Raw genomic sequence first — 13134 nt, 5'->3', positions numbered from 1 at the left:
GAGGTAGAGCGCGTGCAGAAGTTATCGCTGGTCGCCGCTGCGCGTCAGCAATTGGAAGCCGCTGCCCGCGAGCCCCATGGCCGCAGCGCACACACCGTGTACGGCGGGCACGAACACGTCCTTCGGCAGACGGTCATCGCGCTGCGCGCCGGTGAGTCTCTCTCCGAGCACGAGAACCCGGGCGAGGCCACGGTTCACGTCCTGCACGGCCGGGTGCGGCTCGTCGCGGGCGACGACTCCTGGGACGGCAGCACGGGCGACCTGCTGATCGTGCCGCCGACGCGGCATGCGCTGCACGCCGTCGAGGACGCCGCCGTGCTGCTCACCGTGGCGAAAATTCCGGGATAGCTAGCGTGTGGCGTCCAAAACCGGTTTGAGGTCGACGATCGGCGTGCCGTCGACGGCCTCGAGGTCAGCCACCCGCACCCGGAGCCCGTCGATCGTGAGCACCCGAACCCGATGCAGACCGATCGGGTTGGGCCGGTCGGAAGACCGGGTGCTGAACACGCCGGTCAGCGGGGTCCGCGGGTCGTCGCGGGGATGGACGGCCACCACGGATCGGTCGCCGAGGTGCAGCCAGGTCAGGACGAAAACGTCGTCGCCGACCGCGAGGTCCCGAAGGCCGTCGGCCACGGCGGGGTCGAACACCAGCCACGCCTCGGGACTGCCTTGCACGCCCTGCTTGGGTGCCTTCTCACGATCGACCAGGGGTGACTCGACGACACCGATCGGACGAAGCTGGTAGGTCATGCGTCCTCCCTCGTGCGGGGCGCTACCGCCCAGGACGGCCGCCACGTCGTCTCGGGGAGCGGCGGCAGGCTTCCGAAGTGGTCGATGATCGCCCGGAGTCCGGGGTGTGGATTCTCCCTGGGGAGGATCAGCGAGAGCGGGTAAGCGAGCGTCGGGTTCACGATCGGGATGCGGCGCAGGTCGTAGCTCGCCGGCCAGAGATACCGGTCGCGCGAGCCGACGAGCGTCGCCACGTCGGTGGAGTCCGCGAGGACGTCGAGAAGGACCTCGTTGCCGAAGTTCGGGCCCGTGGCGTCGACGCGAAGGTCGAACGCCGCGGCGAGCTGCTCGTAGAAGTCCGCCCATTCGCTTCCCGGCGCGATCCCCGGCACCCAGATCCGGTGCCCGCGCAGCTGGGACGGTGTCAGCGTGCGCGCGGCGGCGAGTGGGTGCGCCGGACCGACGAGGAGTTCCGTCGGCGAGTCGAACGCGTGGATCATCCGCACGTCGCGCGGCAGCGTGGCCGGGTCGGTGACCGAGCGGAACGAGGCGTCGATCTCGCCTGACCGGACGGCGGCAACCGCGACGCCCGGATCGTTGACCTTGAGCGTCACCACGTCGAGGTCGGTCTGTGGGTGTGACCGCCAGTAGTCGTGCAGGACGACGGCCTGCGCCGATCGCAGGCCGAGGACGTCGATCCGGAGGGCCCGCGAGCCCGGCTTGATCGCGGTGATCGCCCGATCGACACCGGTGACGATGTTCCGCGCGTGCGGGAGGAACGCTTGGCCGTCGAGGGTCAGCTCGACCCCGCGAGGGGTGCGGGTGAACAGCCGGACGTCGAGCTCACGCTCGAGGGCGGCGATCCGCTTCGACACGGCCTGCTGTGTGACGCCGAGCTCGTCGGCCGCGTGGCGTAGCTGGCCGAGCTCGGCCGCGCGGACGAACGACCGCACCGCCTCGGTGTCCATCGATCTCTACCGCCCATGATCGGCGAGCCGGCTGACGTGGCGATTCTGCACGTCGGTGAGCGTGCGGAGGAACCGAATGGCGAGCTGGAGTTCGTCGACGGTGAACTGCTCGGCCATCACGCGACTGCCCTCGTCGACCAGCGGTGCGAAGAGCGCATAACACCGTTCGGCGCCCTGGCTGGTGATCGTGACGACGAGCTTGCGGCCGTCGTCCGGATGTGGGTTGCGGGTCAGGAACCCGAGGCGTTCGAGCCGGTCGAGCATCGCGGTCACGCTCCCGGTGGTGAGGCCGAGCCGGTCTCCGAGCGACCGGGGGGTGACGCCGCCGGAGTCCAGAAGCAACTCCAGGCAGCGCAGGTCGGTCCGGTTCACCCGGAGGATCCGGGCGGTTTCCCGATCGGTGTCGTCGTTGGCCGCTTGATAGCTCTGCACGATGCGCCCGAGTTCGCTCAACGTGTCCTGCATCGTGCTCGCCATCTGGCTCCCTTCCGGTTGCCCGGAGACTACTTGATTTTCAAGGGAGTCTGTGCCTACGCTCAGATAGCTTGATTTTCAAGCTATCCCGGAGGAGAGGGGATCACTGTGCGAGTCATGGTCATCGGCGGTGGCACCGGCGGGATGTGCCTGGCACACGGGCTGAAGAAGGCCGGCGTGCACGTGACGGTGTACGAGCGGTACGGATCGCGCCGCGACGGCCTCTACGGCTACCGCGTCGGCATCGACGCGATCGGCAGCCAGGCGCTGCACGACTGCCTGCCACCGACGCTGTTCGACACGTTCGTGGCGACCTGCGCGCGGGCGCCGTCGTACTTCAACGTGCTGACCGAAGGGATGAAACACACCGCGTCCATCCCGTTACCCACCGACCGGTTCGCCGTCCAGGCCGAACGCTCGGTCTCCCGGTCGACGCTCCGCCAGGTGCTGTTCACCGACATGGACGACGTGGTGCGGTACGGCAGCGAGTTCACCCGGTACGAGACAAACCCCGACGGCACCGTGACCGCGTTCTTCTCCGACGGCAGCCAGGCGACCGGCGACGTCCTCGTGGCCGCCGACGGCACCCGATCCGCGGTCCGGCGGCAGTACCTCCCGCACGCGACCGTGACCGACACCGGGATCACCGCGATCGCCACCAAGACGCCGTTGACCGCGGAAACGCGGGCATTGTTGAGCCCCGAGGTGCTCAATGGACTGTCGCTGATCTTCGGACGGCGCGGGATGGTCGGGATGCTGCACGTGATGGAGTTCCCCTGGGACGCCGAGGGACGGCCGAAGGACCCCGCCGACGCCGCGCTCCTGGACGCCTGGTCCGGGCTGCAGTTCGACAGCTCCCGCGACTACGTCAACCTCTCCGTGTGGAGCGTCCACGACCGATTCCCCGAGCGGATCGCCGACCGGCGTGGCCACGACCTGATCGGCGCTGCGCTCGACGCGACGACCGACTGGCATCCGAGCCTTCGCCGCCTTTTCACGCTCTCTGACCCCGACGCGGCGTTCGCGCTCCGGATCGCCACGTCGGCGCCGGTCCCCGCGTGGACGCCGACGACCGTCACGCTGCTCGGTGACGCCATCCACACGATGACCCCCGGCCAGGGCGTCGGCGCGAACACCGCACTGTGGGACGCCGCGGTCCTCTGCCGCGAACTCACGGCGGCCTCCGAGGGCCGCAAGGACGTCGTGGCGGCGATCGGGGACTACGAGCTGGCGATGCTGCCCAACGGCACCGCCCGGGTCGCGGCCTCCCTCGACAACAACGGCACCTCCGCCGGCGATCCGCTCTACAAGTCCGGGGTCGTCGGACGGCTGGCTCTCGCCGGCGCCCGAACTTACTTCGCGCTCACCGGCAAGGTCCCGGCGCTCCGGCGGAAGTTCCTCGCCGGCCTCCGGACCGTTCGGGCACCCGACGCCGCCTGAGCGCAGGCGGTCAGAGCAGGTCGGTCGGACGAGGCCGCATGCCGAGCTCGATCCGTCCGACGAGTTCGGCGGTGCGGTCCAAGTCCGCGATCGCGCCGTCGAACCGACCGGCGAGGGCCGCCGCCACGGCACCGACGGCGCCGGCGCTCAGCAGAACTACCGGGAACGGATCCGCGCGCACCGAGGGGTCAGTTCAGCGGGAGCGGGTAGGCGTGGATCGCCTGCACGGTCGTCGCGATCAACACGTTGTCCTCCACCAGCAGGTGGACGCTGACCGCGAGCCCTTCCTGGGTGCGCAACGGTTTGCCGTCGCGCAGCTGCCAGGCGCGGACGACCGAGTTCTCATTGCTGCTCTCGGTCACGAACACCGCGTCGTCCGACGCGACCGGTTCCCGCCCGAAGTACCCGCGCGCTTCGGGGGCGGACCAGAGCTCCTTACCGGAGTCGCGATCGAGAACCACAAAACCGAAGCCGCCGCCCGCGCAGACCGCGTCCCGCCCGACGGCGATCATGGTCTGGTCGGAGCGCTCCAGCATCGCGACGACGCTCCCCGCCGACGTGTACGACCACCGCACCTCTCCGGTCCGGGCATCGATCGCGCGGACCTCTGCCGGGTCTGATGCCCGCCGCTTGGCCTTCAGATAAATGACGCCGTCGACGAGCCTCGGGGGCGCGTCGATGCGGTGGGCCTCGAGCCGCCAGACCACCTCGCCGGTATCCGCTCGGCAGGTGATCAGCTCTTCGCTGGTGGACGGGTCGTCGACGCCGTAGCCGTCCGTGCTGGTGGGGGAGCGAAGGACGTGCAGGAGGCCGTCACTCCCGGGCTTCAGCCACGTGACGAGTTGCGGCTCTCCGCCCGGATCGGCCCGGCGAGCCTTCCTGGGCCTCCACTGTCGATCGACGCTCCAGAGGACCGCCCCGCCCTCGTCGATCGCGGTCAGCATGTGCGTCCTGGAATCCAGCGCGCTGTGCTCGTACACCGCGTAGAGGCGTTCGTCGGATGCCTCGAGCCGGACGATCCCGTTGAAGTTGTCCGTCCCGCTGACCCGAGCCGGAATTCGCCAGGCTTCGCGTGCGTCGTCGATGTTACGGCCGGAAATGAGGCCGGACTGGTCGCCGACCCCGAGCAGGTCGGTACCGGGAATGGGTTTTGCCACCGGAAGAACCGCGAGTGAGTGCTGCCACGCCACGCGGCCGGTCTCGCGGTCGAGGGCGAGGAGCTTGCCGGTCGTGGTGTCGGCGACCGGGCCGGTGGCGCCCCCGACGATCAGCCGATTGCCGGCCGGAACCGGGCCGGCGAGAGCCGGGTGCAGGTTCGTCGCGTATTTCCACCGCAGGGCGCCGGTGCGGAGATCGAGCGCGTACGCGACGCCCTGCGGGTCGTAGCAGTACAGCGTGCCGTCCTTGTGGACCGGCGGCGTGAACTGGTCGTGGCCGATGCTGGCGCGCCAGGCACGCGCGCGGATCGATTCCAGAGTTCCCGACTCGGAGGCGTCGTCCCGGAGCGCGGCCCAGGCAACGCCCCCGGCGGCGGTCACCGCTCCGACACCGGCGAGGGCCAGCAGCGCCGATCGGCGAGAGATCTCGGTCACGGTCGCGAGTATGGGCCACGGGCGCCAGCCGGGGAGCCGGACTCAGTCGATGTCCACCGGCGGCAGCGGGGGCATCCGGCGCAGCAGGATGTGGGGCCGGTAGAAGCCGCGGTTGTCGACGCAGGCTACCGTCCGCGGACCACCCCGAGCGGGGCGTCTAACGTGTGGAGACGTGAACCCGACCTGTCCCACGTGCGACGCGCCGAGTGTGCCGTTGCTGTTCGGTATGCCTGACCTGGAGACCTTCGAGGCTGCTGAGGCCGGGCAGGTGGCGCTCGGCGGCTGCGTTCTGCCCGAAGGGCCCGAGCCGACGCCCAACCGCGCGTGCGCCCAGGGGCACCGCTGGAGTGAATCACAGTTCTAGCCGGCGGCTTCCTCGCGGAGAGGCGGTCCCACTCGACGGTGCCGTTCGTCTCCGGAATCGCTGGTCAGGGGAGTGGACCCGCTTGGGGTAGCTGGGGCTGCCCTGGATGGGTCCGCTATCCCGGGACCGCGGGTGTCGTAGGGGGCGGGGTGGCTTCGTAGTGGTGATGAGAGACCGGCGCAGGGCCGGCTCACCGTCGCTTCGGAGGCCGCAATGACCACCACGCACGCCACCCTCCCGGCCGTCTCCCCGACCCGCTCCATGGTCGTCGCCGGGATCGCGGCCACGGCCGCGGCGAGCATCGCCACCACCGCCGTCGCGGCGGCCGGCCGCGCCGCCGGAATCAGCCTCGACATCGCCGGTGCGCCGATCCCGCTGCTCGGGTTCACCCAGCTGACGGCGATCTTCTCGCTGGTCGGGGTGGTGCTGGCCGTCGCGCTCGGCCGCTTCGCCCGGCACCCGCGCCGCACGTTCGTCCGCGCCACCGTGGCGCTGACCGTGCTCTCGCTGGTCCCGGACGTCCTCGTGGACGCCGCTCCCAGCACCAAGATTCTGCTGATGGTCACCCACGTGGTTGCCGCCGCGATCGTCATCCCCGCCATCGCGCGACGGATGTCCGCCTGAACCCCAAGATGGCGACGGGCCCGGAGCAAACGCTCCGGGCCCGCTGTGTGCTTCAAGCGCTCCGCCGAGATACCGACCCCTAGCATGGAGCCTCTTCGCCAGCGCCCACGCCCGAGGGAGAGAGCTTCGTGTCTGTGCGGTCTTCGGCGTCGATGGAGTTGGTGACGCTGGCCGGTGGCCTGCTGGTCGCGACCGGCGTGGCCGCGTCCGTCCGCGACACCAACGCGGTGATGCCGGCCGCGGCCGTTGTCGCGCTCGCAGTCGCGGCGGCGGTGTCGTTCCTCGGCGCGCGACAGAACCGGCCCTTCCGACACGTCGGCGACGTGCTGGCCGGGCCCGCCGCGGCTGTGCTGGTCGTCGGGAGCGGAGTCGGGCTGGGCGTCAGCGGCTGGATCTGTCTCAGCGTCTGGGTGATCGCCGCCGCCGCTGCCGTCCTGCGTGGCCGGCTCACGGCGTACGGAGCCACTGAGCGCCCGCTTCGCTCGACGGCGTGGCACTACGCGCTGGTGGTGGGCTGGCCGGCGACCGCGATCGTGTTCTTCGCCGCTTCCTCCGCGTTCGGTTGGGGAGCCTGGACGGTGGCCGGTGGCTGGGAACTGATCAGCGGCATCGCTCCCTACTGGATCGGCACTCGTCGCTGGATGACGGGGGTGCGCCGGGTCGGACAGGCGCTGGTCGGGGTGGGCGCCGCGGTGGTGGTGCTCGGCGTGATCGGCCTGTGGGTCAACCCCTGGACCGCCGCGGGTTGGCTCGCGATCAGCGTCGCCGCGATGACCGCCCAGACCGTCCGGACCGCGCGGCCGCTGTCGCTGCCACCGGGCCCGCAGCTCGTCGAGTCGACGGCGCTGCAGCCGGCCGGCGGGCCCCCGCCGGGGCCCTGGCCACCGGTGGATGCGCCGCCGGTGACCGGCCCGCCGGTGAGTCCACCCCGCGCGAAACGCGAGACCGAAGCGTGGCAGGTCGGTGACCGGATCGCCGATCTCTACGAGGTTCGGGACGTGCACGGTCAGGGCGCGATGGGTCTGGTGTACCGCGTGCGGCACCTGGCGTGGGACGTCGACCTGGCCGTGAAGAGCCCTCGGCCGGAGTTGTTCGCCACCGAGGTGGACCGGGAGCGCTTCGTCCGGGAGGCACAGACGTGGGTGTCCCTCGGCCTGCACCCGAACGTGTGCGCCTGCCACTACGTCCGTTCCTTCGACGGTGTACCGCGCGTGTTCGCCGAGTACGTCGGCGGTGGCAGCCTGCGGGACCGGATCGACGACCGCCGCCTGTATCAGGGTGAGCCCGACGTCGTGCTCGCGCGCGTTCTGGACCTGGCCATCCAGATCGCCTGGGGCTTGGCGCACGCGCACGGCCACGCGGTGGTGCACCAGGACGTCAAGCCGGCGAACATCCTCCTCACCGACGGCGGCACGGCCAAGGTGACCGACTTCGGGCTGGCACGGGCGGCCGGGACGGGTGGCGCGACCGCGCCGGCGCTCCGGGACGGCAGCATCCTCGTCACGGTCGGAGGGCTCACGCCCGCCTACGCGTCGCCGGAACAGGCGGCGCGCGCCCCGGTGGGCCGACGCAGCGACATCTGGAGTTTCGCGGTCACGGTGCTGGAGATGTTCACCGGCGAGCTCACCTGGATGGCGGGACCGGCGGCCGGGGCGGCACTGGCCGCGTACCGCGAACCGGAGTCGGCCGCTGACTTGGCCGTACCGATGCCGTCGTCGGTGGCGGACGTGCTCGCCTCCTGCCTGACCGACGACCCCGCCGGGCGACCGGCGACGCTGGACGACGTCGCGGCCCGGCTCGTTGATGCCTACGAAAGCGAGACCGGTTCCCGCTACGGACGACCCCGGCCCGCCGCTGCCCAGCTCCGGGCCGACGAGTTGACCAACCACGCGCTCTCGTTGCTCGACCTGGGACGAGAAGACGACGCACAGCGCGTGTTCGCCGAGGCACTACGGACCGATCCCCGGCACCTGGAGGCGGTGTTCAACGTCGGGCTGCTGCGATGGAGGACCGGGCTCATCCGGGACGACGAGCTGATCGCCGAGCTCGAGGCGGTCGGCGCGGGCAACACCGACAACTGGCGGGGAGTGCACCTGCTCGGACAGATCCACCTCGAACGCGGCGACCCGGACGCGGCCCGACCGCTGCTGGAACGGGCCGCAGAGCTGGCGCCCGACGAATCACAAGTGCGCGCCGACGTCGAACGCGCGCGGGACGATCGCCACGCGATCAGCCGCGTGCTCTGCACCCTCCCCGGCCACGACGGCCGGCCGGTGCGACCGACACACGTCAGCGGCGACCGGCGGGTGGTGCTCTCCAGCGCGCTCCGTAGCCGTGGCATCAACGGCGGCCGCGCGAGTGACGTCGTGGGGGTCTGGGACGGAGAGACCGGCCAACGCCTGCGTGACCTCGATCATCGCGGTTATCCGCAGTCCGTCGGTTTGACCTCTGTGTGCTCGAGCCCAGACGGACGCCTCGCGCTGACCGGTTCCGGCGTCGGCGTCGTCCACGTCTGGGACACCGCTACCGGCGAACGTCGTGACCTGACCGCCGCTAGGGCAGGACATGGGACACCGGGACGGGGCGGCCTCGTAGACGTCTGCCTGGCCGACAACGGCCGGTTCGCGTTGTCCCGCGACGAGTCGAACCAGCTGAAGCTCTGGGACCTACCGGGCGACCGCTGTGTGGAGGTCCGGGAAGCGACCTGTCTGGTCGGCAACGGGCGGGTGGCGGTCGCCGCTGAACCCGGCGGCGCGGTGCTGGTGTGGGACCTGAACACCGGCCGCCTGGTCTACCTCCTCACCGACGCGGCGCGGTCCTCCACGACGGGCGGTGTGGTCGGACTGAGTCAGGACGGGCGCTTCGCGCTCTCGACAGACCGCAGCTACCGCAGCTACCGCGGTGGGCCGGACGATCAGAACGTCCGCGTGTGGGATCTGGCCACCGGCCGTTGCGTCGCCGTCATAGCCGTGGGTCCTACCCCGATCACCGCGCTCGCCCTCGACCGCGACGCCCGGATCGCGCTGACCGGGAACGACCGCGGCGCGGTGGACGTGTGGGAGGTCAGCACCGGTCGGCAGCTGCGGACCCTGCAGGGTCACAGCGGGAAGGTGACGTCGATCCGCTTCAGCGCCGACGGGGCGCTGGTCGTGACCAACGACTACACGCCTCTGGTCACGAACCGTTCCGACGTGCGGGTCTGGGAGGTGGCGACCGGGCGCTGCCGGTACACGTTCGAGGACGCCATCTGCACGCCGTCGGGCCGGAGCGACGCGCTCACCGGTGATCGGCGCGGGCAGCTGCGCGAGTGGACCGCCCCGCGCGAGCCGTACGTCTGTCCGTTGCAGCTCTGCCGCCCGGCCGAGCACACCGAGTTGGCCCGCCGTTCCGTCCAGTTGGAGAGCCTGATCCAGGACGCGGAGCGAGCCATGACCGAGCAGCGGTTGGTCACCGCGAAGACGCTGCTCGACCAGGCGCGCCGGATTCCGAGCGTGGAGCGTTCGTCCGCGGTGCTCGCCTCGTGGCGACGACTGGCGGAACGGTCTCGACACGTCGGCATTCGCGCGATGTGGCCGGAGCGGACGATGACCGGGATTCGGCCCGCGGGCCGCGCGCTGTGCCTGAGCGCCGACGGCACGAAGGTCCTCGTGGACGATGGTGCCCAGACGCTGTCGCTGTGGGACGTGTCGGCCGACCGCGCCGTGGCGACACTCGACGGACGTGTCTTCGTCCTCCAGGCCGTCTCGATGAGCCCGGACGCACGGATCGCGCTTTCGAGCGGCAGCCTCCAGGTGGACAACACTTACGGTGGGCGGTCCGCGTTCCCGGACGACGACTACGCCCTGCGAGTGTGGGACCTCACGACGGGCCGGTGCCGGCACGTCCTGCGCGGCCACACGTCAGTGGTGGGCTCGACAGCCGTCAGCGCGGACGGCCGGCTGGGTCTGTCGGCGGAGCAGTACCGGGCGACGCTGTCGGGGGAGCAGTACCGGCATCCCACGATCCGGGTCTGGGACCTCCACTCCGGCCACTGCCTCCGGGTGATCGAGACGCAGAGCGCTCAGATCCTCGCCGTCGCGTTCAGCCCGGACGGCCGGTTCGCTGTGTCGGCGGAGGAGGAAGCGGAGGGTTCGCCGTGGGAACGGCCCGGATTTCTGCGGGTGTGGGACCTCGCCACCGGCCGGTGCCTCCACGTTCTGCGCGGCCATGAGCGCTACGTATCCTGTCTCCAGTTCAGCGCCGACGCTCGAACGATCGTCTCGGGGGGAGCGTTCGACGGGACGCTGCGAGTCTGGGACACCGCCACCGGCGTGTGCCTGCGCTCGATCTCCGTCGGCGAGGACAGTCGCGGAACAGCCGGTGCCCCACCGGACAGGGACGTGCGCTCGCTGGCCCTCACCCCCGACGGGCGGTACGCGTTGATCGCGGGACCGACGGCGGCGTTCCAGGTGTGGGACCTGACGAACGGCCAGTGCCTGCACACCGTCGACTTACCCGGGACCCATGTCCGTGGGGTCGGTTGGAGCGGCGACGGCCGATATGCCCTCGCCGGGACCTCCGCGGGCCTACGGAGGTGGGAAGTCGACTGGGAACTGGCGGTGCGGGAGCCGGCCGATTGGGACGAGGGCGCCCGGCCTTTCCTGAGCGTCTTCGTGACCCGGCAGACGCCGCTCGTCGACGGAGAGTTGCGCCGGCACGGACGCCCCTCCTGGACCGAGGACGACTTCCAGCGCCTGCTGCGGGATCTGCGATACGCCGGCTACGGCTGGTTGAGTCCGGACGGGGTGCGGGCCGAACTCGAGCGAATGACGGGTGTCTCGTCGTCCGAGGCGACCTCGGGGACCGGATCGTCGCACACTGTTTAGATGCGGGTCCTCCAGGCGTTCGCGTGGGTAGTCGTCTACCTCGTCGTCGCGCCGATCACCCCGCTCTTACTGGCAGCGTGCGTCGTATCGGGTCGCCCACCCAAATCCAGAGTCGGCGTTCAGTTCTCTCGGCGGCAGGGCTTATTGCTCCTGGCGGGTTTCTACTGCTGGTTCATCGCTCCGTTTCTTCTCGGCGTCGCTGCGGTCACCGTTGTGGCTACTGCCGTCGTCCCTTGGTTCCGGTCGCTCTCGCCGCCCGGCTTGGCCGGAGTGGCCTGCGTCGTCGCCGTGATCGTGGTTTTTATCGGTTGGGCGATCCACTATCCCGATCAGCGTCGGAGAATGTTCCGATGAGCCGGGGTGCGGTCACCACTCGAACGTGTTCCACTCCTCGGCCGGGATAGGGCACTCGCTGGTGTCCCAGCAGCGATCAGCCCAGGCCTCCGACACCAACACCGGCCGGCTCAAGACGACGTCTCCGGCGCGCTGCACCCGCAACACCACCCCGAGCCGCGGCGCACACGGATGGGCGAGTTGTGAGTAGCGCAGCTCGTGTCCGCGCGCCTCGGCGGACGCTAGCAGTGTGGCGCTGGTTACGCCGCTTACGGAGTGCACTCATAACGGAGTACGCTCAGTTTTATGGAGATCGGGCGGCGTGAGCGCAACAAGCAGGAGAAACTCGCGCGCATCCGACGAGCGGCCGGCGAGCTGTTCGCCGAGCGGGGCCACGAGGCGGTCACCACCCAGGAGATCGCCGACCGGGCGGACGTCGGAGCCGGGACGCTCTTCCGGTACGCGTCCACCAAAGCCGAGCTGCTGCTGATGGTTTACAACGACCGGTTCCGCGCCGCGCTGGCGGAGGGAAAGCGGGCGGCCACCGGTTCGACGCCGCGCGACCGGGTACTCGCCCTACTCGCGCCGATCGTCCGGTCGAACCACGAACAGCTCGCCAACGGGCGCGTCTACCAGCGCGAGCTGATGTTCGGTGACGCGACCGAGCGGTACCGCGCCGAGGGCCTGGCCCTCGTCGCCGACCTCCAGAACGCGATCGCCGCGGCGATCGACCGGCCCGGAGAGAGCGAAGAACGTGCTCGGGTCGTGTTCGCGATCTTCCATCTCGCGGTCGCCACGGCCGCCCTCGACGACCTTCCGGTCGACGAGACCCTCGACGACATCGCGGCGCAGCTCGCGGTCGTCACCTCGTGAACAGGAACACTGCCATGACCACCATCAACCGCGTCACCGTGCTCGGAACCGGCGTCCTCGGTTCGCAGATCGCCTTCCAGACCGCGTACTTCGGCCTCGAGGTGACCGCCTACGACATCTCCGACGAGGTGCTCGAGAGCGCGAAGGCCCGCTTCACCGGGCTGGCGGGCCGGTACGCGCGCGAGATGACCGGCGGTGACGCCGACGCGGCGCTGGCCCGAATCACGTACACGTCCGACCTGGCCGCCGCGGTCGCCGACGCCGACCTGGTGATCGAGGCAGCCCCCGAGCGGCTCGAACTGAAGCGGGACCTCTACACGCAGCTGGGTGCGGTGGCGCCGGAACGGACGATCTTCGCCACGAACTCGTCCACGCTGTTGCCGAGCGCTCTGGCCGGCTTCACCGGGCGCCCGGACAAGTTTCTCGCGCTGCACTTCGCGAACGAGATCTGGCTGCACAACACCGCCGAGGTGATGGGGACGCCGCAGACCGACCCCGCGGTGTTCCGCACGGTCGCCGACTTCGCCACGAAGATCGGGATGGAGCCGATCGAGATCAAGAAGGAGAAGGCCGGGTACGTGCTCAACTCGCTGCTCGTCCCGCTGCTGGACGCCGCCGGTGACCTGTTGGTCGACGGCATCGCGGAGCCGGAGATGATCGACAAGACCTGGCGGATCGGTACCGGTGCGCCGGCCGGCCCGTTCCAGATCTTCGACGTCGTGGGGCTGACCACCGCCTACAACATCGCGGCGGCGTCCGACGACCCGAAGCGTCAGGCGTTCGCGGCGCACCTCAAGGAGAACTTCCTCGACAAGGGCAAGCTCGGCGTCGCCACCGGCGAGGGCTTCTACAAGTACTCCTGAGCCGAGTAC

General features: G+C 70.4%; 11 protein-coding genes and 1 pseudogene. 7 read left to right on the top strand and 5 right to left on the bottom strand.

Translation table 11 applies throughout. The features are described 5' to 3' along the window. The first annotated feature begins 12 nt into the window (after positions 1-12). Positions 13-348 carry a cupin domain-containing protein gene (locus tag BUB75_RS37805; protein ID WP_073264484.1) on the top strand — a complete coding sequence of 112 codons (336 nt, stop codon included), beginning with the start codon at positions 13-15 and terminating at the stop codon, positions 346-348. Here BUB75_RS37805 and tsaA read toward each other — a convergent pair whose 3' ends face one another. From tsaA to BUB75_RS37790, 3 genes are read right to left on the bottom strand one after another with little or no spacing between them, the layout of a single operon-like run. Then, positions 349-750 (bottom strand): tRNA (N6-threonylcarbamoyladenosine(37)-N6)-methyltransferase TrmO, encoded by a 402-nt coding sequence (tsaA, locus tag BUB75_RS37800; protein ID WP_073264483.1) that lies wholly within the window; start codon positions 748-750, stop codon positions 349-351. After that, complete coding sequence (locus tag BUB75_RS37795) at positions 747-1697, bottom strand: LysR family transcriptional regulator (protein WP_073264481.1); 951 nt, start codon at positions 1695-1697, stop codon at positions 747-749. The genes tsaA and BUB75_RS37795 overlap by 4 nt, the downstream gene beginning before the upstream one ends. Positions 1698-1703: 6 nt before the next feature. After that, positions 1704-2174 (bottom strand): MarR family winged helix-turn-helix transcriptional regulator, encoded by a 471-nt coding sequence (locus BUB75_RS37790; RefSeq protein ID WP_073264479.1) that lies wholly within the window; start codon positions 2172-2174, stop codon positions 1704-1706. Between the two features lie 114 nt (positions 2175-2288). Between BUB75_RS37790 and BUB75_RS37785 the strand changes: the two genes are divergently transcribed. After that, positions 2289-3611, top strand: a complete 1323-nt coding sequence (locus tag BUB75_RS37785) for an FAD-dependent oxidoreductase (protein ID WP_073264477.1) — start codon at positions 2289-2291, stop codon at positions 3609-3611. Positions 3612-3621: 10 nt separating this feature from the next. Here BUB75_RS37785 and BUB75_RS46765 read toward each other — a convergent pair whose 3' ends face one another. Further along, positions 3622-3792, bottom strand: coding sequence for a hypothetical protein (locus BUB75_RS46765; protein WP_178380091.1), 171 nt, complete (start codon positions 3790-3792; stop codon positions 3622-3624). 7 nt (positions 3793-3799) lie between these two features. Then, positions 3800-5203, bottom strand: coding sequence for an outer membrane protein assembly factor BamB family protein (locus BUB75_RS37780; protein ID WP_073264475.1), 1404 nt, complete (start codon positions 5201-5203; stop codon positions 3800-3802). Positions 5204-5780: 577 nt separating this feature from the next. Between BUB75_RS37780 and BUB75_RS37775 the strand changes: the two genes are divergently transcribed. From BUB75_RS37775 to BUB75_RS37750, 5 genes and pseudogenes are all read left to right on the top strand, one after another. Further along, entirely contained in the window at positions 5781-6191 is a 411-nt protein-coding gene (locus tag BUB75_RS37775) for a DUF6069 family protein (RefSeq protein ID WP_073264473.1), read from the top strand. A gap of 128 nt (positions 6192-6319) precedes the next feature. Further along, positions 6320-11056: a protein kinase domain-containing protein gene (locus BUB75_RS37770; RefSeq protein WP_143175670.1), complete on the top strand. Its 4737-nt coding sequence runs from the start codon at positions 6320-6322 to the stop codon at positions 11054-11056. Next, entirely contained in the window at positions 11057-11410 is a 354-nt protein-coding gene (locus BUB75_RS37765; RefSeq protein ID WP_073264469.1) for a hypothetical protein, read from the top strand. It abuts the gene before it with no gap. Between the two features lie 285 nt (positions 11411-11695). Next, positions 11696-12262 carry a TetR/AcrR family transcriptional regulator gene (locus tag BUB75_RS37755; protein WP_073264467.1) on the top strand — a complete coding sequence of 189 codons (567 nt, stop codon included), beginning with the start codon at positions 11696-11698 and terminating at the stop codon, positions 12260-12262. Further along, positions 12187-13125: pseudogene (locus BUB75_RS37750) on the top strand (3-hydroxyacyl-CoA dehydrogenase); the annotation flags it as partial. The gene BUB75_RS37755 and the pseudogene BUB75_RS37750, both read left to right, overlap by 76 nt. Positions 13126-13134 lie beyond the last annotated feature (9 nt).

Origin of the sequence: Cryptosporangium aurantiacum, from assembly GCF_900143005.1 — a bacterium.
In the GTDB taxonomy this organism is placed as follows: Bacteria; Actinomycetota; Actinomycetes; order Mycobacteriales; family Cryptosporangiaceae; genus Cryptosporangium; species Cryptosporangium aurantiacum.
Note: the sequence above shows the minus strand (reverse complement) of the source record. Positions and strands in the feature narration are given on the sequence as shown.

Coding starts and splice junctions, on each gene's coding strand:
- tsaA (WP_073264483.1), bottom strand. CDS start 750: ATGACCTACCAGCTTCGTCCGATCGGTGTCGTCGAGTCACCCCTGGTC.
- BUB75_RS37795 (WP_073264481.1), bottom strand. CDS start 1,697: ATGGACACCGAGGCGGTGCGGTCGTTCGTCCGCGCGGCCGAGCTCGGC.
- BUB75_RS37790 (WP_073264479.1), bottom strand. CDS start 2,174: ATGGCGAGCACGATGCAGGACACGTTGAGCGAACTCGGGCGCATCGTG.
- BUB75_RS37785 (WP_073264477.1), top strand. CDS start 2,289: ATGGTCATCGGCGGTGGCACCGGCGGGATGTGCCTGGCACACGGGCTG.
- BUB75_RS37775 (WP_073264473.1), top strand. CDS start 5,781: ATGACCACCACGCACGCCACCCTCCCGGCCGTCTCCCCGACCCGCTCC.
- BUB75_RS37765 (WP_073264469.1), top strand. CDS start 11,057: ATGCGGGTCCTCCAGGCGTTCGCGTGGGTAGTCGTCTACCTCGTCGTC.
- BUB75_RS37755 (WP_073264467.1), top strand. CDS start 11,696: ATGGAGATCGGGCGGCGTGAGCGCAACAAGCAGGAGAAACTCGCGCGC.